Source organism: Pseudomonas sp. LjRoot277, assembly GCF_964253845.1.
GTDB lineage: Bacteria > Pseudomonadota > Gammaproteobacteria > Pseudomonadales > Pseudomonadaceae > Aquipseudomonas.
Window position 1 is genome coordinate 3540316 of record NZ_CAXURI020000001.1, and the last position, 18995, is coordinate 3559310.

An 18995-nucleotide genomic window follows, 5' to 3' on the forward strand; every position below is an offset into this window, starting at 1 on the left:
GAGTTCTCAATCAGAGGGTGGCGTCAGGAGGCTGAACCGGCAGGTATTGCCACCGGCCTTTTTTGCCTGGTACATCGCGCCGTCAGCTTGCCCGAGCAAGTCTTCGGCGATGACTCCATCCGCGGGGAACAGGCTGATACCGACGCTTATGCGCATTTCGATACTTTGTCCCTCGATCATGAAGGGCTGATTGATCGCGGCGATAAGCTTATTGGCCAAGGCCTCAAGCTGGTCGACTTGATCCATGCACGTGATCAGAATCGCGAACTCGTCCCCGCTTAAACGAGAGACAACGTCGGATCTGCGCACGGACTGGCCCAAGCGTTCGGCCACCGCTACCAGCAGCTTGTCCCCACAGGCGTGTCCTAACGTGTCGTTGACCGACTTGAAGCGATCCAGATCGATAAACATCAACGCCAACGACTGTTGATGTTTCGTGGCGTGGTCAATCGCCTGATCGAGCAGAGTCAGAAATAACCTGCGGTTAGGCAACCCGGTCAGGGTGTCGTGAAACGCCAACTGCTGCATGTTGGCGCGCTCGTCATCCATCAACTTGAAATTGTGCAAGATGGCGATGAAGTGCGTCACCACACCTTGATGATCGAGCACAGGGGGGATGACCTGATTGACGGTACAGCTAGCGCCATCCTGCGTCGCTCGACCATTTCTCCCTGCCAGGTCAGGCCCGCCAGGAGCGTCAGCCATAGGTCCCGATAGAAGGTAGTACTTTGTCGTCCCGACGAGAGCAGATGCGGGGTTTTTCCCACCAGCTCCGGTTTGGAATAGCCACTCAAGAGGCAGAACGCTTTATTGATCCAGACGATGCACCCCGTCCGCTCTGTGATCAATACCGGATTTGTCGCAGCATCCAATGCTCTTACCAACAACTGCTGGTCATATTCGATCATTGCCCCTCCGACATTGCCATTGACACGTTAAGCCTTGATTCAGGCTAGGGCGATGGAGGAGGGAATCCGTTGATCAAGATCAATCTTATCTGCCGTAATCAACGTCATACAGGACGTCGTTTCTGATAAAGATCAAGTCGCCTCAGGCAGGAACGCTCAATCTGGATTTCTATTCACTCCAGCCAGATGGCCGCGTGCCGAGGTACCCCATGTCGCAGACACAGCGTTTACTGTTAATAGCCCCCCCAGCCATGACCCGCACACCGGCGTTCGATCGCGCCGCCGCGTTGGCGTTAGTCATGCAATTGCCGTTGCACATCGTGGCGTTCGATTATTTGCAGGCCCTGGCGGTAGCCGGCCTGTTCGCCCCTGAACAAATCAGCCTGGCCCAGGACGGGTATTTGCAAACCCATCGGCAGTGGCTCGCGGAGCAAGCCGGGTTGATGAGCAAACACGGGGTCGAGGTCACCAGCGAGGTGGTGTGGGTACAGCATCCTTATGAGGAGATTCTGCACTTCGTCAACGAAATGCCGCTGGCGCTGATCATCAAGGAAGCCCAAGAAGAATCGGCATTGAAACGGGTGTTTTTCACGCCGCTGGACTGGCAGTTGCTGCGCGATTGTCCGGTGCCGGTGCATCTGGTGACCAATGCCCTCAATCCACGACCCCGCAGCGTGCTGGCCATCGTCGATGTGATGCGCAGCGAAGAGCAGGATCATGTGTTCAACGACCAGATTATCGACGCTGCGACCAAGCTGGCTGAACAATGTGACGCCCGGCTTGAGCTGCTGCATGTCTTTGACTGGACGGCCGTGTATGCGCAGGACATGGGATTTGGTGCGCTGCCGCTGGCCGTCGGGATTTATGAAGCGTTGGGCGTGGCTCAGCACGAGGCATTTGCGGCCCTGGCAGAGCGTCACGGCGTGCCACCGGAATGTCGGCACTTCATCGAGGGCGCACCAGTATCTAGTATTTGTGAATTTGCCGCTGACCACCGCACCGATGTCATCGTAATGGGAACGGTGCAGCACAAGGGGTTGAACAAGCTACTGGGGACCACGGCCGAACAACTCTTGCACCGGGCGCCTTGCAGTGTACTTGCGATCAAACCGAGCGAGATGCTGCAATTCTGAGAACTTGGATAGCCCCGTGATGAACCGTTGGCCGGAACATCGCGGGGCGATTTTTTACAGGAAAAGACGATGGATGACCTGACGGCTGTCATCGGGATCATTGCGTGTCTCGAAACCTAGAGCCTTGGCCAGGTCACGCATCGGTGCATTACTGGAGGCATCCACCGAATACATCTGGCGAAAGTTGTTTTTGCGAGCGGTTTTGATCAAATGCTCCATCAGTAACGTACCCAGGCCCAGATGTGTCCATTCATCGGCGACTGTCACGGCGCATTCACATTCATGCTCGCCCGTGGCGGCGTAGCGGCTGACGCCGATCTCAATCAATTGGCCGTTTTCGTGGACCAGCGCGATGTAGGCTGTGCGCTGTTTGTTATCGGTGTCCATCAACTGGTTAAGCATGGCGGCGCCAGGTTCGTTGATCTGCGCAAGAAAACGCATGTGCCGGGACTCGGGAGACAGCCGTTTGATAAAGGCGTATTCACGCTCGCGATCTTTTTCCGCCAGCGGCCGGATCAGCACATGGCGGCCGTCCTTGAGTGCTTCAATCCAGTATTGTCCGGTGACCGCAGCGTAGGCGGCAGCGGCACGATCATTGTGGTCTTTGACAGTGAGCATGGGGTGATCCTCCATCCGGTTTGAAAAGTTGGCGCGGGGTGATGAGCCCCGCGGTTCATTTCTTTCTACGCCGTTGGCGGCGCTTGAATCTGATCTGGATCAGAGACTCGTGAAAGCAGTATTCATTCGCACGTGTTTGATATAAGTCAACCTGGGGGAGTGGGTAATGAGCGCAGTCTTGAAACCTGCCGGCGCTTCAGGACCGGCGTCGAGCCGAGGTGTGTGATGGGTCATTATCAACGCTTGTTACTGATCGCCGACCGAACCTTGCATCAGTCCCCCGCCATGCTGCGTGCTGTAGCTCTGGCCAAGGCGAGCGGGGCTGTGCTGGATGTGCGGGTCTTCGTCGAACCCGCACCGATCGTGCATTTGTGGGAAGAGAAAGTTGACGAGGCAGAGTATCAGCGGTATTTGCGCCGCTATCGCCGCTGGGAGTCCGATGAGGTCGAACGGCTCACCGGCCAAGGACTGGATGTCACGGTGGAGGTGGTCTTCACCACTCATCCATTGATGGACATTTTGAAGACGGTCGAAGCGCTCAAGCCCGACCTGTTGATCAAGGATGTCACCCTCGAGCCAACGCTCAAGCGGGTGTTCATCACGCCGCTCGATTGTCACTTGCTGCGCGAATGCCCGATTTCGGTACACCTGGTCAATCAGGCCCGTTACGAGTTGCCGCACCGGGTCGTCGCAGCGGTAGACCCGTTTGATCCGTCGACGCAAATCAGTGGCCTGAATGACACGATTATTCAAACCGCCAATGCGTTGGCCCTGCAATGCGATGCCCCGCTGCACCTGCTTTACGCCTATGACTTGTCGCCCGTTTTCAACAGCGATGCACCGCTGGCGGGTGGTGGCTGGGGCGTGGGCGTTATCGAGGAACTGCGTGAATCCTTGCATCTGGCGTTTGTCACCCTGGCAGAGCGCTACAATATCCCGCCCGAACGGCGGCATTTCGTCATGGGCCTTCCGATGCCGGTGATCAGTGAGTTTGTCGAGGAGTACCTGGCTGATGTGGTAGTGATGGGTACGGTGCACCGGGTGGGGATTGACCGGTTGATCGGCAGCAACACCGAACGGGCGCTGTACTCGGTGCCGGGCAGTATTCTGGCGGTCAGGCCGAGCGTCACGGGGTGAGTACGATCGCGCCGTTGAACTGACCGGCCCGCACGCACGCCAGCGCCTGATTGGCATCGTCCAGGGCAAAACGGGTGACGTCGCAGTGCACGGGCGTGTGTTGCAGCTCCGCAAAGAACGCCGTGCCGTCTTCTCGGGTCAGGTTGGCCACCGAACGAACGCTGCGCTCGCCCCACAGCAGCCGATAAGGGAACGAAGGGATGTCGCTCATGTGAATGCCGGCGCACACCACGCAGCCGCCTTTGACCGTTACCGCCAGCGCCGCCGGTACTAGCGCACCGACGGGGGCGAAAATCAGACTGGCATCGAGCAAGTGTGGCAGAGGCTGATCCGAAGGGCCGGCCCATTCGGCCCCCAAGGATCGGGCATAGGCCTGGCCTTCGCTGTCATCCGGTCGGGTGAAGGCATACACCTTCTGCCCCCGCCCCCGCGCCACCTGAATCGCCAGATGCGCTGCTGCACCGAAACCATAGAGGCCCAGATGGCGTGCGTCTTTGGCCATTTGCAGCGCACGAAAGCCGATCAGCCCGGCGCACAGCAGCGGTGCGGCCTCGATGTCCGAGAGCACCTCAGGAATAGGGAAACAGAAACGCCTGTCGGCTACGGTGTACTCGGCGTAACCACCGTCCAGATGACAACCGGTGAACTGCGCCTGATCACACAGATTCTCCCGGCCCGAGCGGCAGAACACGCAGTGACCGCAGGTCCAGCCAAGCCATGGAACACCCACCCGCTGGCCTATCCAGCTGGGCGCAACGTCGGCACCTACCGCTGTGACTTCACCGACGATTTCATGTCCCGGTACCCGCGGCAATACCGCTTGTGGTAACTCACCGTCCACCAGATGCAGATCGGTGCGGCACACGCCGCATGCCAGGACTTTGATTAACAGTTGGTGTGGCCCGGGTGTCGGGATGGGGCGCTCTTCCCGTTGCAGCGGCTGGCCGGGAATATGAAGAACCATGGCACGCATGACAATCCTCCAGACGTGCGGGTGTCAGCGTGGGGAGCGATGACAGCCCGCGACCAGCTGCTTGAGCCCTTCCATGTTCTGGATTTTGACGTCTCGGCCCGTTATTTCTACCAGTCCCTGATCCCGCAGGTGCGCAATGCCCCGGCAGATGGTTTCCAGCCGCAGCCCCAGGTAGGAGCCGATTTCTTCGCGACGCATTTTCAGCACGAAGTCCCTGGATGAATAGCCGCGGATACTAAAACGTTGCGACAGGTTCAGCAGAAAAGCCGCCAGTCGCTCATCCGAGTTCATATTGCCCATCAGCATCAACATGCTGTGATCACGCACGATTTCACGGCTCAGGAGCCTGTTAAGGTTGTGCTGCAGCGACGGCAGGTTTTGGGCGAGTTTCTCCAGTTGCGCGAAGTGGATGGGACAGACTTCGCTGTCCTCGAGGGCAAAAGCATTGCAGGCGTGCTCATCGGCGCTGATGGCGTCCAGACCGAGCATCTCGCCGGGTATGTGAAAACCCGTGACCTGTTCACGACCATCGACTGACAACACGCTGGTCTTGAATGAGCCGATACGGACCGCGTAAAGCGAACGCAACGGATCACCCGTGCGGTATAACGCGGCACCCTTTTTAACCTTGAAGCGTTGCACGATCAGCGTATCCAGTCGCTCGACTTCCGCGCCGCTCAGGCCAATTGGCAGGCACAACTCCAACACGCTGCAGTTGGAACACGCGGCCTTGAGGTAATGAACTTGAAGGGGACGAGTTTCAGGCATGGGAGGGACGCCATCTGGGGTTTTCTAAGCATAGATGGTGAGTCTTCGGGCGCGCAGCTCATTCGGGCGTTCGCCGGGGTAATTGACGAACGGGGAAAACCCGCGTCTTGCGGGCCGATGTTCAGAGCACTCCCACGCCATTCAACTTGATTGCCGGCGGTGAGACTTGATGTAAATCAAGTCCTGGGCGTTTCAGGCTCCCAGAATCCACGAATGACTATCGGTAGGTCGAGCCGTTGGCGGAGAACTTCATGAGCGATTTTCTGAGTGATGAGCAACTGGAGGGGCTGGATGCCTATTGGCGGGCCTCCAATTATCTGGCTGTCGGGCAGATCTACCTCAAAGATAACCCTTTACTGAAGGTGCCCCTGACCCTGGCCCACCTCAAACCGCGGTTGCTGGGCCATTGGGGCACGACGCCAGGCCTTAACCTGATCTACACGCACCTCAATCGGCTGATCAACCAGTACGACTTGAACATGCTCTTCGTCGCCGGTCCCGGCCATGGCGGGCCAGCGGTTGTCGCGCAGACCTACCTGGAAGGCACCTATACCGAATTTTGTCCATCGGTGGAGCGCAATACCAACGGTCTGCTTCGCCTGTTTCGGCAGTTTTCCTGGCCGTACGGGATTTCCAGCCATGTGTCGGCGCAGATTCCGGGGTCGATCCATGAAGGCGGCGAACTGGGCTATTGCCTGGCCCATGCCTACGGTGCCGCCTTTGATAACCCAGACCTGATTGTCGCCTGCGTGATCGGTGACGGTGAGGCCGAAACCGGTACGCTGGCGGCGAGTTGGCACTCCAACAAGTTCCTCAACCCGGCGCGTGATGGGGCTGTGCTGCCGATCCTGCACCTCAATGGCTACAAAATCGCCAACCCCACGGTGCTGTCCAGAATCAGTGAGGATGAACTGTCAGCCCTGATGTATGGCTATGGCTACGATCCGTATTTCGTTGAAAGCGATGATCCGACGCAGGTGCATCAGGCCCTGGCCCGGACGCTGGATACGATGGTGCTGAAAATCCGCGAGATTCAGCGCGAAGCGCGCCAGCCTCGGCAGTCCGGAGCACCAGAACGGCCGCTTTGGCCCATGTTGGTGTTGCGCACACCCAAAGGCTGGACCGGCCCGAAATTCGTCGATGGCCATCGCGTCGAAGGCACCTGGCGCGCGCATCAGGTACCCCTGGCCGATTTCCAGCAGCCGATTCATCTGCGACAACTGGAGGAGTGGCTTAACAGTTACCGTCCCGGTGAACTGTTTGATGCCAATGGCACCTTGCTGCCCGAAATCGCTGCACTGGCACCGACCGGCCACCGGCGCATGAGTGCCAATCTCCACGCCAACGGTGGCTTGTTGTTGAGGGCTCTGGACCTGCCGCGGTTCACCGACTATGCGGTGAAGCTCGAGGTGCCTGGCAGCCTGCGCGCAGAGGCCACGCGGGTACTGGGCACTTTTTTACGCGATGTGATGAAAAACAATCTGCTATCGAAAAACTTTCGTCTGTTCGGCCCGGATGAAACTGCGTCGAATCGACTGGATGCGGTCTACGAGGTCAGCGCCAAAGCATGGATGGAGCCGCTGGAGCCGGACGATGTGAACCTGTCGGTCGATGGCCGGGTCATGGAGATCCTCAGCGAGCAGGTGTGCGAGGGTTGGCTCGAAGGCTATTTGCTGACGGGCCGCCATGGTTTGCTGTCCTGTTACGAGGCATTCATCCATATCGTCGATTCGATGGTCAATCAGCATGCCAAATGGCTGAAAACCGCCGCTGAGGTGCCATGGCGTAAACCCGTTGCTTCGCTCAATTATTTGCTGACGTCCCATGTTTGGCGCCAGGACCATAACGGTTTTTCCCACCAGGACCCGGGGTTCATCGATCTGGTGGCGAATAAAAAGTCGGACGTCGTGCGGATCTACCTGCCGCCCGATGCCAATTGCTTGTTGTCGGTGTCTGACCACTGCCTGAGAAGCCGCGATTACATCAACGTCATCGTCGCCGGCAAACAACCGGAGTGGCAGTGGCTGGATATGGATGCCGCCATCCGACATTGCCAGACAGGAATCGGCCGTTGGGACTGGGCATGCCGGGATGATCAGGACCCAGACGTGGTGATGGCCTGCGCCGGTGACGTGCCGACCCTGGAAACCCTGGCTGCCGTGACCTTGTTGCGCGAGTACGTTCCTGATTTGCGTGTCAGGGTTATCAATGTAGTCGACCTGATGGTGCTGCAGCCATCCTTCCAGCATCCCCATGGTTTGCCGGACACAGCGTTTGATGAACTGTTCACGGTCGATAAACCGGTGATTTTCGCCTTCCACGGGTACCCCGCGCTGATCCACCGCCTGTTGTACAAACGCACCAATCATGACAATTTCCACGTCCGTGGCTTCAAGGAGGAGGGCGCGACCACGACGCCGTTCGATATGGCCGTGATCAATAACCTGGACCGTTATCAACTGGCACTGGACGTCATCGAGCGGGTGCCCCGCCTGCATGATCAACTGCAAAACGCGCGGTCGCGATACTGGTCGACGATGGAAAAACACAAGCTCTACCTCATCGAGCACGGGCAAGACATGCCCGAGGTGCTGAACTGGCAGTGGACGCCTGTGGCCGATGGCTGAGGTCCTGTGTGTGCGGGGGATCTGATTTAAATCAAGGGCACGCAGGCGCCGGAGGAGGACTCTGGAGCCATGCTGGTGCTTGATCCAGCGAGGGCGCCACCGCTGGCCTCGGCAACAGGCAGCAACCGGCGTCGAATACCCACCTGACTGGAGGCAGATCATGAGCGAGTATCAACGGTTGTTAGTGATCATCAACCCGGCCCTGCGCTATTCCCAGGCAATCAATCATGCTGCAGCGCTGGCCAAGGCCAGCAGCGCTAGTTTGCATATTGCCGCCTTGATTCCTTCGTTGAAAATGTTGTCGCTGCTCGAAGAAGGCGACCGGGAAAAGGCTCGGGAGCGTTACCTGCAAGACCATCATGACTGGCTAAAGGACCAGGCAAAAAATCTGCGGGGCAGGGGGATCGATGTGACCACCGAGGTGGCCTGGGCCGATGACATGAAGCAAGACATCCTGGATCACGTCTCGGAAATGCAGCCCGACCTGTTGATCAAGGAAGTTCAGCATGAATCAGCGCTCAAGCGTGCCTTTTTCACGCCTCTGGATTGGCATTTGCTGCGTCACTGTTCGATACCGGTTTACCTGGTGGGCGGGAGCGGCTTCGTCTTGCCACGCAAGGTTGTGGCGGCGGTCGAGGTGTCGGATGCCGAGTCTCCCGACGACGAACTCAATGACCGGATCATCCAGCAAGCAAGAGGCCTCGCCATGCAGTGTGATGCCGAGTTGCATTTGCTGTACGCCTGCAATATTTCCGCCGCCTTTCTGGCGGACATGGGCGGTCTGACGCTGGCTGACCTCACCAAAGCGCTGCGCAGAGACCTGGAAAAATCTTTCCTCAAGTTGGCCGGTCGGTATGGTGTGCCCTCTGATCGTCGACACTTCATTCTAGGACACCCCGTCACAGCGCTGAGCGAGTTCGCTAACGAGCATCAAGTGGATGTGATCGTGATGGGTAGAGTCCAATCCCATGGGGTGGACAAGCTGTTGGGCAGTACGACCGAGCATATTTTGTATCAAGTGCCTTGCAGCGTCCTGGCGGTCTGAGCCTGAAGAGACACAGGCCGTTTATGCCAGACCGACAGACGGGTCTGGCAGAGCGTATGCCTGCGCTTGTTATTTGCTCTTCCAGTATTTCTGCATTTCGAGAAATAGAAACGAGGCCGTCCAGGAAATGAGTACCAGACCGGTCAACGCCTGCAGGCCGGTCAGGTACTTGAGATTGCCGACGGGTGAAATATCGCCGAAACCGATCGTCGTATAGGTAGTGAAGGAAAAATAGACACAGTCCAGCAGCGAACCATCGAAGTTGCCCGTCAGGCCGCCCCATTCGCCGGAACGCACCATTAGGTAATAGACCAGCGCGAAGCACCAGACTTCTGACGCGTGGGCCAGCAGGGCGCCGAACACCCCGACGACAATTCTGAAACGGCTCCAAAGCTTGAGCCGGGGCAGCCAATCGTTCAGACGTAACAGGCACTCGTAGTGGATCACCACGACGATGATGACCACCAGAGTATTGATCAACGTGACTGCCAGCATGGCGAACCTCCAACGGTAGCGGATGCGTAGCGGTCCGCACTAAGGGGTGTCATCAAGACACGTTCCTCAGGGTGGCGTCACGGTCCGCTGGGTGGATGGCGGGGCGGGTTTGATCGGCATGAGCGGTGGAAACTCTTCGGGCGTCAGGGTTTCTTTTTCCAGCAACAAGTGTGCACCGGCGTCCAGATCACCCCGACGACTGTCAAGCAGGGCTTTTGCCCGCCCATAGGCTTCATCGAGCAGGGCACGAATACCCAGGTCAACTTCCCTGGCCGTTTGTTCCGAATAGTCTTTCTCACCAACACCCTGCATACGTTCGCCCAGATAGGTCGCGCTTTGCCGCTCCAGCACCGACTGTCCGAGTTCGGTGCTCATGCCAAACCGGGTGATCAATTGTCGGGCGATATCAGTGGCGCGAGCCAAATCATCGGCAGCCCCGGTAGAAATCTGGCCATAAGCAAGGTATTCGGCGGCGCGTCCGGCCATCAGAACAACAATCCGGTCCTTGAGCATTTGGCAACTGATGAGGAAGTGATCCTCGGTCGGTCGCTGCAGCGTATAGCCCAGCGAGCCGATGGCGCGGGGCACAATTGAGACTTTGTGAACGGGGTCCATGGCCGGCAGGCTACTGGCAGCCAGGGCATGCCCCATTTCGTGATACGCCACCACCTGGCGCTCGTCGGGGTGTAGCACGCTGCTCTTGCGTTCAACCCCCGCGACGATACGTTCTACTGCCGCCGTGAAGTCATCCAGGCTGACTGCTTCGGCGCCACGACGAGTGGCCACGATCGCCGCTTCGTTGACCAGATTGGCCAGATCAGCGCCCGTGAAGCCCGTGGTGATGTCGGCAATACGCTCGCCATCCAGGCCCGGCTCCACAGTGATTTTTTGCAGATGGACCTTGAGAATCGCTTGCCGGCCTTTACGGTCCGGGCGATCAATCAGTACCTGGCGGTCGATCCGGCCGGCTCGCAGCAGCGCCGGGTCCAGGATCTCTGGCCGATTAGTCGCAGCCAGTAATACAACGCCCTCACGAGGATCGAATCCGTCCAGTTCTGCCAGTAGCTGGTTGAGGGTTTGCTCCTTTTCGTCATTGCCGCCAAATGCGCCAACGCCTCGCATTTTGCCCAGCGCATCCAGTTCGTCGATGAAGATGATGCAGGGCGCCGCCTGCCGCGCTTGCTCGAATAAGTCGTGCACACGGGCGGCACCCACTCCAACGAACATTTCGACAAATTCCGACCCCGAGATCGAGAAAAACGGCACACCGGCTTCACCCGCAATGGCTTTGGCCACCAGGGTTTTGCCGGTTCCCGGCGGACCGACCAACAACGTGCCCTTGGGAATGTGCGCCCCCAAGCGTGCGTATTTGGCCTTGTCCTTGAGAAAAGAGACGATTTCTACCAATTCGGCCTTGGCTTCATCGATACCCGCGACATCGGCGAAGGTCACCCCGGTATCGCGCTGGACGAACACCTTGGCCCGGGACTTGCCGATGTTCATCAACCCGCCCATGCCTTGTTTTTCCGCCATGGCGCGAAACAGAAAATGCCAGATCACCATGATCAGGAAAAACGGCAGCAGCCAGCCCAGCAGTCCATTCAAAAAGGTGTTTTCGTTTACCCCGGTAAAGCCGACACCCGATTGCGCGAGTTCCGTCGCCAGCGCCGGATCGACCCGCACGGTGGAGAACAGGTTGTGCCCGTCAATGGGCTCCTGCAGTTTGCCGCTGATCTGATCCTTCTCGACCCGTAAATCGCTGACCTTTTGCTCGTTCAGCAGTTGCAAAAACTGACTGTATGGAATGCTCTGCACGACACGACGATCAATAAACAGAAATTGAACGAGGGTGAGCACGACAAACGCGATCGCGAAGTAGGACAGGTTCCATTGGTGGTTCTTTTTCATGGCGATGACTCGACAAAAAACACGGGCCGGGCAGCCCGTAATCCGCCTGGAAAACCACCGGCTCCCCAGGGGTATTAGCTCACGCAAGCAGTAAATGGTCTTCCACTTTGCTTACGCCCGGCACCGACCATGCAGCCCGTTCCGCGATCTGGCGTTCGCGCCACAAGTGAACCCGGCCTTCGAGTCTCACCACATCACCCTCGACAGTGACGTGAATCTCCTGGGCATCCACTTCGGCGCTACGCTTTAGCGCTGCCTCGATACGTTGCTGGATATCGAAGACATCCAACCGAGGGCGCAAGGTGAGGCGATTACTCACGCCAACCACGCCGGATAACTTGCGCACCGACCGCTCCACGGTTTCTTTCTGGTATTGCCAGTCCACTTGGCCTTCCAGGGTGATCCGTCCGCTCTGCACGATGACTTTGACGTCGCCTTCGGGAACGTCGGAACTCCAATTGATGATTTTCAAGGCGCGGGTGGCGATCGAGTCGTCCGAAGTACCAGTGTTTTTGGCCAGCCTGACTTGAATTTCATCGGCTAGCGCACGAACGCCTTTGATGCCTTTCACCGCGCGTTCCGCACTGATTTTCTGGGTGTAGCTGCTGACGTGACCGGAGAGCGTGACGACACCATTGTCCACCGCAACGCCGATGTTGGCAGCATCGATTTCCGGCACGAATTCCAGCTCTTCCAAAATAGTTTTACGCAGGCTCAAGTCGCTCATGACGGTGTCCTCTTTTTGATGCGGTATTGACGGGACGCAGCGCCCGGTTCTTTTTTTACGCCTGAGCAGCGCAAAGACATTGAGTTAAATCAACAAGGCTTCAGTGAGTTCCTCACTAATCGCCAGCGGGCCATTAGTTGACAAAAATCAGAGTGTGCAGGCGATAACGTCAGATACTTGGGTCAACTATCTATAGCTTTTCCAGTTGCTTTAAACCGAGGGGAAAAAGTCATGAATAAGCGCTTGTCCTTTGTATTGCTGAGCGTCTTGTTGGCATCGACTGCCGGTTGCAGTCATAAGCACACTCAGGAATTCGACGCCCCGATTGGAGGCCGCCGGAAATAATGCCGCAACGGCGAGACTCAGGGCCGATGAGGCCTACATCAAGGCGGAACAGGCGCAGGCAACGGCCAGTCAGGCGCTACGCACTGCTGATGAGGAGAAGGTACGCGCCAGTCGGATGACCAATAAAGCGTCTGGCAAGTAATGAGCGATTGCACGAGTCCCTGACAGGAAGTCGGGTTTGCAGTCAGGCAGGTAACGCGTTCCAAGGACGAGGTCTATGATGCTGAAACTTAAACGTATCCTATTGATTGCCCCCAGCGAAATGACCCGCACCCCGGCGTTTGACCGGGCGCATGCACTGGCCTGTGCCACCGGAGCCTTGTTGCACATCGTCGCATTCGACTATGTGCAAGCGCTGGCGGTGGCCGGGCTGTTTGATCACGATGCGATGGCCCAGGCACGGGAGGGCTACTTGCAGGTGCATCGACACTGGCTGGAGCAGCAAGCCCGGTTTCAGCGATGCATCGGGTTGCAGGTAACCACCGAGGTGGTCTGGGCCAAATCCACCCCGGCGCATATGCTTGAGTACGTCAATGACTTCCATGCGGATCTGGTGATCAAGGACACCCAGCATGTACCGGCACTCGATCGCGCGTTCCATCGGCCCCTGGACTGGCTGTTGCTGCGCAACTGTCCGGCCCCCTTGCATCTGGTTACTGAAGCTAAGAATCCCAAACCGTTGAAAATTCTAGCGACCATCGATCTGTCCCATCTGGAGGAGCTGACCCAAGGGCTCAATGACCGGATTCTCGACCTGGCCTCAACGTTGGCGGCCTCCTGTGGCGCCGCCTTGCACGTGTTGAATGTCAATAACTGGTCGGTGATGGGCGACGCTACGAGGAGTGTGCCGACACTGAGTCTGGATGACAATTTGAGAGACGCAGTCAACGATGCCCAGGAGGAGGCCTTTGAGGTACTTGTCGAACGCTATGGCATCGAAAAAAAATGTCAACATCTACTGACCGGCATTCCCCACAAGGTGATCGGACTTTTCGCGCAACAGAATGCATTCGACATGGTGGTGCTGGGCACGGTCTATCACCACGGGATCGACAGGTTAATCGGCAGTACCGCCGAGAGCGTACTGAACAGGGCCCCGTGCAGCTTGACGATCGTCAAGTCATTGCCTTGGTTTGACTGAAACGACGACCCGGTCGCACCCGCTGTTGATAAAAATCAACTGCTCTTGCGCCAAAAGGAGCGATCAATAGCGCTCCCATGAATGTTCAAGGAGACGGTCATGCGAATGACATTTCTCGGTGCAGCAGGCACGGTCACCGGCAGCAAATACCTGCTGGAACATCGCGACCAACACGTACTGATCGATTGCGGCCTGTTCCAGGGCTATAAACAACTGCGGTTGCATAACTGGGACCCGTTCCAGCTCCCGGTTGGCAACCTCGGCGCCATCGTCCTTACCCATGCCCACTTGGATCACAGCGGCTACCTGCCCGTATTGGTGCGTAGCGGTTATCGCGGTCCGGTTTATGCCACACCCGCCACCTGTGAGCTGGTAAGGATCCTTCTATTGGACAGCGGCCGCTTACAGGAAGAGGCCGCCGAGTTCGCCAATCGGCATGGTTTCTCCCGGCACAAACCGGCGTTGCCACTTTATACCGAGCAAGATGCCGAGCGGGCACTGAAACTGTTACGACCAGTGGAGTTGCATCACAGGGTCGAAATTGTCCCGGGCATGACCATCCAGCTTCGTTGCGCGGGGCATATATTGGGCGCGGCTACGGTGGAGGTGATCGCCGATGGCATCACGCTTGTCTGTTCAGGGGATCTGGGGCGGCCAGATGATCCATTGATGTTCGCTCCAGAAACCGTCGAGCAGGCTGATTACCTGCTGGTGGAATCGACCTATGGTGATCGCAAACATCCGGTCGAGTCGCCGGAGGCGCAATTGGCCGAAGTCATCACCCGCACCACGCTGCGTCATGGCATCACCTTGGTTCCGTCGTTCGCAGTAGGGCGCGCCCAACTGTTGATGTACCACCTATATCGGCTGAAACAACGACACGCGATTCCCGATGTGCCGATCTATCTCAACAGCCCGATGGCCACCGACGTCACGAGTTTGTACCAGCGTTTTCGCAGCGAGCACCGTTTGTCCCCCGAAGAATGCGAAGGCATGTGTCACGTCGCACAGTTCGTGCGCACCACCGCGGATTCGATCAAACTGGATCAGCAGCGCACCCCGGCGGTGATTATCGCTGCTAGCGGCATGGCCACAGGGGGGCGTGTGATCCACCACCTCAAGGCGCTGGCCCCCAACCCAATCAATACGTTACTCGTACCTGGTTTCCAGGCCGGCGGTACCCGTGGCGCGCAAATTATTGCGGGCGCTCCTTCGGTGCGCATTCACGGCAAGGATGTACCGATAAGGGCTGAGGTGGTGCCGATGGAAACCCTGTCCGCGCACGCCGACGCCGATGAAATCATGCAATGGCTGCGCGGATTCAAGCGGCCGCCGAAACACACCTACGTGGTGCACGGCGAGCCCAATGCTTCGGATGTACTGCGTCGACGTATCAGCCTGGAATTGGGGTGGTCGGTTTCGGTGCCGGAGTATCGCGACAGCGTCGAACTAATCCAAATTGATCAGCCTTGAAGTTCATTACGCTGACGAGAGTACCGCTCATCAGCGGGTGCCCTTCAGTACCCACAAGCAATGTCAACGGAAGCGGATACCTTCCTCGGTTGTACTGATTTGAGTGCCTGCTGCGCCGTTGACGATGTCTTCAATGTCGGCCAGTGACCCGATGGCTGCCACTTTGCCGGTGTTGCGAGCGAACTGGCAGGCTGCCTGCACCTTTGGCCCCATGGAGCCGGCCGCGAAGGCAAGTTTTTCCAGTTCATCAGGATGAGCATGGGCGATAGTTTTCTGGGTGGGTTTGCCGAAGTCGATGAAGGCGGCGTTGACGTCGGTGGCGATCACCAACAGATCACTGTTCAGCTGTTCGGCCAGCAGCGCCGAGCACAGGTCCTTGTCGATCACCGCTTCCACACCCTGGAGTTTGCCATCGGCGCCGTACACCGTCGGAATGCCGCCACCGCCGGCACAAATCACGATGCTGCCTTTTTCCAGCAACCATTTGATCGGGCGGATTTCGAAGATTCGTTTCGGTCTTGGACTGGCGACCACACGGCGGTATTTGTCGCCGTCCGGGGCAATGGCCCAGCCTTTTTCCGCGGCGAGTTTTTCCGCTTCGGCCTTGGTGTAGACCGGGCCGATGGGTTTGCTCGGGTGCTGGAACGCCGGGTCGTTGGCGTCGACTTCGACCTGAGTCAGCAGCGTGGCAAACGGCACTTCGAAGTCCAGCAGGTTGCCCAGTTCCTGCTCGATGATGTAGCCGATCATGCCGTCGGTTTCGGCGCCAAGCACGTCCAACGGGTAAAGGGACACCGAGGTGTAGGCCGCCGCTTGCAACGACAGCAGGCCGACTTGTGGACCATTGCCGTGGGCGATTATCAGTTGGTTGCCAGGGTGGATCTTTGCGATCTGCTCAGCGGCGATCCGGATGTTGGCGCGTTGGTTGTCCGCGGTCATGGGTTCACCCCGGCGGAGCAGGGCGTTACCGCCCAAAGCAACGACGATACGCATAATGCATTCCTTTTAGTAATATCGCTCCGCGCGATACGTGGAGACGATCGATACGGTTAGATATCTGCCAACGCCGACACCAGAATCGCCTTGATGGTGTGCATGCGGTTTTCCGCTTGCTCGAAGGCGATGTTGGCCGGCGATTCGAAGACCTCTTCAGTCACCTCAATACCGTTGGCCAGGTACGGATAGCGCGCGGCGATGTCTTGGCCGACCTTGGTTTCGCTGTTGTGGAACGCCGGCAGGCAGTGCATGAATTTCACGCGCGGATTGCCGGAGGCTTTCATCATGGCGGCGTTCACCTGATACGGCAGCAGTTGCTCGATGCGCTCGTCCCACGCTTCCACGGGCTCACCCATCGACACCCAGATGTCGGTGTGGATGAAGTCCACGCCTTTGACCGCTTCTTTCGGGTCTTCGGTGATGGTGATGCGTGCGCCACTGTCTTCGGCGAAGGCTTTGCATTGAGCAATGAAATCAGCGTGCGGCCACAAGGCTTTCGGTGCGGCGATGCGCACGTCCATGCCCAGTTTGGCGCCGATCATCAGCAGCGAATTACCCATGTTGTAGCGGGCGTCGCCGAGGTAGGCGTAGCTGATGTCGTGCAGCGGCTTGTCGCTGTGTTCACGCATGGTCAGGGTGTCGGCGATCATTTGCGTCGGATGGAATTCAGCGGTCAGACCGTTGAACACCGGCACGCCGGCGAACTTGGCCAGCTCTTCGACGATTTCCTGTTCGAAGCCGCGGTACTCAATGGCGTCGAACATCCGCCCCAGCACGCGGGCGGTGTCCTTCATGCTTTCCTTGTGGCCGATCTGCGACGACACCGGGTCGATGTAGGTGACGTGAGCGCCTTGGTCGTGGGCCGCGACTTCGAAGGCGCAACGGGTGCGGGTCGAGGTTTTTTCGAAGATCAGTGCGATGTTTTTGCCTTGCAGGTGCGCACGCTCGGTACCGGTGTACTTGGCGCGTTTGAGGTCACGGGACAAGTCCAGCAGGTAGTGCAGCTCGCGAGTCGTGTGGTGCATCAGCGAGAGCAGGCTGCGGTTGCGCATATTGAAAGCCATGATGGGATCTCCTTGAGTTTGGGTTATCCACCGGCCTCCCGCTTTATGAGCGCGAAGCAGGGCACAGGAATTAATAGTCGATAGGATCGCGGATGATCGGGCAGGTCATGCAATGGCCACCACCACGCCCGCGACCGAGTTCGCCGGCGCTGATGGTGATGACTTCCACACCGGCCTTGCGCAGCAGCGTATTGGTGTAGGTGTTGCGGTCGTAGCCGATCACCACGCCCGGTTCCACGGCCACCACGTTGTTGCCGTCGTCCCACTGCTCGCGCTCGGCGGCGAAGCTGTTGCCGCCGGTTTCCACCACGCGCAACGTTTTCAGGTTGAGAGCTTTGGCCACGGTGTCGAGGAAGTTGGTTTCTTCGCGACGAATGTCGATACCGCCCGGTTTGCTGTCGTCAGGGCGCAGGGTGAAGGCGACGATCTGGCTGACCACTTCCGGAAAAATCGTCACCAGGTCGCGGTCGCAGAAGCTGAACACGGTGTCCAGGTGCATCGCTGCGCGGGATTTCGGCAGGCCTGCGACGATCACGCGCTCTACGACGTTGTGCTTGAACAGGTTCACCGCCAGTTGGCCGATGGCCTGGCGCGACGACCGTTCGCCCATGCCGATCAAGACCACGCCGTTGCCGATTGGCATCACGTCGCCGCCTTCGAGTGTGGCGTTGCCGTGTTCCAGATCCGGATCGCCATACCAGATCTGGAAGTCAGCGTTGGTGAACTCCGGGTGGAATTTGTAGATGGCGCTGGCCAGCAACGTTTCCTGACGGCGCGCCGGCCAGTGCATCGGATTCAGAGTCACGCCACCGAAAATCCAGCAGGTGGTGTCGCGGGTGAACTGGGTGTTGGGCAACGGCGGCAGAATGAAGCTCGAGTGGCCGAGGAAATCGCGGAACATCTGAATGGTCTTGCCGCCGAAGCTGTCCGGCAGATCATCCGCCGACACGCCGCCAATCAGGAACTCGGCAATCTTGCGCGACTCCAGGCTGCGCAGCCACGAGCTGACTTCGTTGACCAGGCCCAAGCCCACTGAATTGGCGGTGATCTTGCGCTCCAGGATCCAGTTCAGGGCTTCAGGGATGGCGACGATGTCGGTCAGCAGGTTGTGCATTTCCAGTACGTCGACATTGCGCTCGCGCATTTTGGTGACGAAGTCGAAATGGTCGCGCTTGGCTTGGGCGACCCACAGCACATCATCGAAAAGAAGCTCGTCGCAGTTGTTCGGGGTCAGCCGCTGATGGGCCAGGCCTGGAGAGCAAACCATGACTTTGCGCAGTTTGCCGGCTTCGGAATGTACGCCGTACTTAACTTTTTCCGTGGTCATTGCAGTGATCCTCCAGATGACAACTCATTCCCTCTACACAACGAGGGGCTTACAGGGTCAGGAAACTTAAACGGCATGCGCGCGGCGGGTTGTGCGGATATCCTTAGCCAAACCATGGCCGCCTTGAACAGCAACATGGCGTGCGCTTATTAACCCGCCCCCCCGTAGTTTCTCGCCAACGGAAGTAGGGGGGCGCCTGCTTCGGACCCAGGTTCGAGAAAATCAAAGATGAGCTGGCGGAACTGAGCGAATCTCGACTTGGCCTCGACGCTGGCGGCTTCCTGTGGTGCTGCTTTGCACATACGTCACT

The 18995-nt window shown here is 58.2% G+C and carries 18 protein-coding genes; 7 read left to right on the plus strand and 11 right to left on the minus strand.

The features are described 5' to 3' along the window. Nucleotides 1-6 precede the first annotated feature (6 nt). Complete coding sequence (locus ACSQ87_RS16680; protein WP_436273829.1) at nt 7-609, minus strand: diguanylate cyclase domain-containing protein; 603 nt, start codon at nt 607-609, stop codon at nt 7-9. Then, nucleotides 585-908 carry a PAS domain-containing protein gene (locus ACSQ87_RS16685; protein ID WP_436273830.1) on the minus strand — a complete coding sequence of 108 codons (324 nt, stop codon included), beginning with the start codon at nt 906-908 and terminating at the stop codon, nt 585-587. Before ACSQ87_RS16685 ends, ACSQ87_RS16680 begins: the two co-directional genes overlap by 25 nt. 209 nt (nt 909-1117) lie before the next feature. Here ACSQ87_RS16685 and ACSQ87_RS16690 point away from each other — a divergent pair, with 209 nt between their 5' ends. Continuing rightward, nucleotides 1118-2041, plus strand: coding sequence for a universal stress protein (locus ACSQ87_RS16690; RefSeq protein WP_436273831.1), 924 nt, complete (start codon nt 1118-1120; stop codon nt 2039-2041). Between the two features lie 54 nt (nt 2042-2095). On the opposite strand, the gene ACSQ87_RS16695 is transcribed toward ACSQ87_RS16690, so the two are convergent. After that, nucleotides 2096-2659, minus strand: a complete 564-nt coding sequence (locus ACSQ87_RS16695) for an N-acetyltransferase family protein (protein ID WP_436273832.1) — start codon at nt 2657-2659, stop codon at nt 2096-2098. A gap of 225 nt (nt 2660-2884) precedes the next feature. Here ACSQ87_RS16695 and ACSQ87_RS16700 point away from each other — a divergent pair, with 225 nt between their 5' ends. Next, nucleotides 2885-3796 (plus strand): universal stress protein, encoded by a 912-nt coding sequence (locus tag ACSQ87_RS16700; protein WP_436273833.1) that lies wholly within the window; start codon nt 2885-2887, stop codon nt 3794-3796. Here ACSQ87_RS16700 and ACSQ87_RS16705 read toward each other — a convergent pair. Both ACSQ87_RS16705 and fnr read right to left on the minus strand, forming a co-directional pair. Next, nucleotides 3786-4769: a zinc-dependent alcohol dehydrogenase family protein gene (locus ACSQ87_RS16705; RefSeq protein ID WP_436273834.1), complete on the minus strand. Its 984-nt coding sequence runs from the start codon at nt 4767-4769 to the stop codon at nt 3786-3788. The two genes, ACSQ87_RS16700 and ACSQ87_RS16705, sit on opposite strands and share 11 nt — an antisense overlap. 24 nt (nt 4770-4793) lie before the next feature. Then, complete coding sequence (gene fnr, locus ACSQ87_RS16710; RefSeq protein ID WP_095128433.1) at nt 4794-5537, minus strand: fumarate/nitrate reduction transcriptional regulator Fnr; 744 nt, start codon at nt 5535-5537, stop codon at nt 4794-4796. Between the two features lie 251 nt (nt 5538-5788). On the opposite strand from fnr, the gene ACSQ87_RS16715 reads away from it, so the two are divergent. Together ACSQ87_RS16715 and ACSQ87_RS16720 are read left to right on the plus strand one after the other, a co-directional pair. Then, nucleotides 5789-8164 carry a phosphoketolase family protein gene (locus tag ACSQ87_RS16715; RefSeq protein ID WP_436273835.1) on the plus strand — a complete coding sequence of 792 codons (2376 nt, stop codon included), beginning with the start codon at nt 5789-5791 and terminating at the stop codon, nt 8162-8164. A 160-nt stretch (nt 8165-8324) separates the two neighbouring features. After that, nucleotides 8325-9209: a universal stress protein gene (locus ACSQ87_RS16720; protein ID WP_436273836.1), complete on the plus strand. Its 885-nt coding sequence runs from the start codon at nt 8325-8327 to the stop codon at nt 9207-9209. A 69-nt stretch (nt 9210-9278) separates the two neighbouring features. On the opposite strand, the gene ACSQ87_RS16725 is transcribed toward ACSQ87_RS16720, so the two are convergent. The 3 genes from ACSQ87_RS16725 to ACSQ87_RS16735 all read right to left on the minus strand — a co-directional run bounded on the left by ACSQ87_RS16725 (nt 9279) and on the right by ACSQ87_RS16735 (nt 12339). Continuing rightward, nucleotides 9279-9704 carry a potassium channel family protein gene (locus tag ACSQ87_RS16725; protein WP_095128430.1) on the minus strand — a complete coding sequence of 142 codons (426 nt, stop codon included), beginning with the start codon at nt 9702-9704 and terminating at the stop codon, nt 9279-9281. 66 nt (nt 9705-9770) lie between these two features. Beyond that, complete coding sequence (ftsH, locus tag ACSQ87_RS16730) at nt 9771-11612, minus strand: ATP-dependent zinc metalloprotease FtsH (RefSeq protein WP_436273837.1); 1842 nt, start codon at nt 11610-11612, stop codon at nt 9771-9773. Between the two features lie 79 nt (nt 11613-11691). Beyond that, entirely contained in the window at nt 11692-12339 is a 648-nt protein-coding gene (locus ACSQ87_RS16735; RefSeq protein WP_095128428.1) for a BON domain-containing protein, read from the minus strand. A gap of 325 nt (nt 12340-12664) precedes the next feature. Here ACSQ87_RS16735 and ACSQ87_RS16740 point away from each other — a divergent pair, with 325 nt between their 5' ends. From ACSQ87_RS16740 to ACSQ87_RS16750, 3 genes are all read left to right on the plus strand, one after another. Then, on the plus strand, nt 12665-12826 hold the full coding sequence (locus ACSQ87_RS16740; RefSeq protein WP_436273838.1) for an alanine-zipper protein: 162 nt from the start codon (nt 12665-12667) through the stop codon (nt 12824-12826). Between the two features lie 78 nt (nt 12827-12904). After that, on the plus strand, nt 12905-13825 hold the full coding sequence (locus ACSQ87_RS16745; RefSeq protein ID WP_095128510.1) for a universal stress protein: 921 nt from the start codon (nt 12905-12907) through the stop codon (nt 13823-13825). 99 nt (nt 13826-13924) lie between these two features. Then, nucleotides 13925-15298, plus strand: a complete 1374-nt coding sequence (locus ACSQ87_RS16750) for an MBL fold metallo-hydrolase RNA specificity domain-containing protein (RefSeq protein ID WP_436273839.1) — start codon at nt 13925-13927, stop codon at nt 15296-15298. Between the two features lie 63 nt (nt 15299-15361). Here the strand turns inward: ACSQ87_RS16750 and arcC are convergent, their stop codons facing one another. The 3 genes from arcC to arcA all read right to left on the minus strand — a co-directional run bounded on the left by arcC (nt 15362) and on the right by arcA (nt 18685). Next, a complete protein-coding gene (arcC, locus tag ACSQ87_RS16755; RefSeq protein WP_436273840.1) occupies nt 15362-16291 on the minus strand; it encodes a carbamate kinase in 930 nt (309 codons plus the stop codon). 56 nt (nt 16292-16347) lie between these two features. Continuing rightward, complete coding sequence (locus tag ACSQ87_RS16760) at nt 16348-17358, minus strand: ornithine carbamoyltransferase (protein WP_436273841.1); 1011 nt, start codon at nt 17356-17358, stop codon at nt 16348-16350. Nucleotides 17359-17428: 70 nt separating this feature from the next. Continuing rightward, nucleotides 17429-18685 carry an arginine deiminase gene (arcA, locus tag ACSQ87_RS16765; RefSeq protein WP_436273842.1) on the minus strand — a complete coding sequence of 419 codons (1257 nt, stop codon included), beginning with the start codon at nt 18683-18685 and terminating at the stop codon, nt 17429-17431. Nucleotides 18686-18995: the final 310 nt, after the last annotated feature.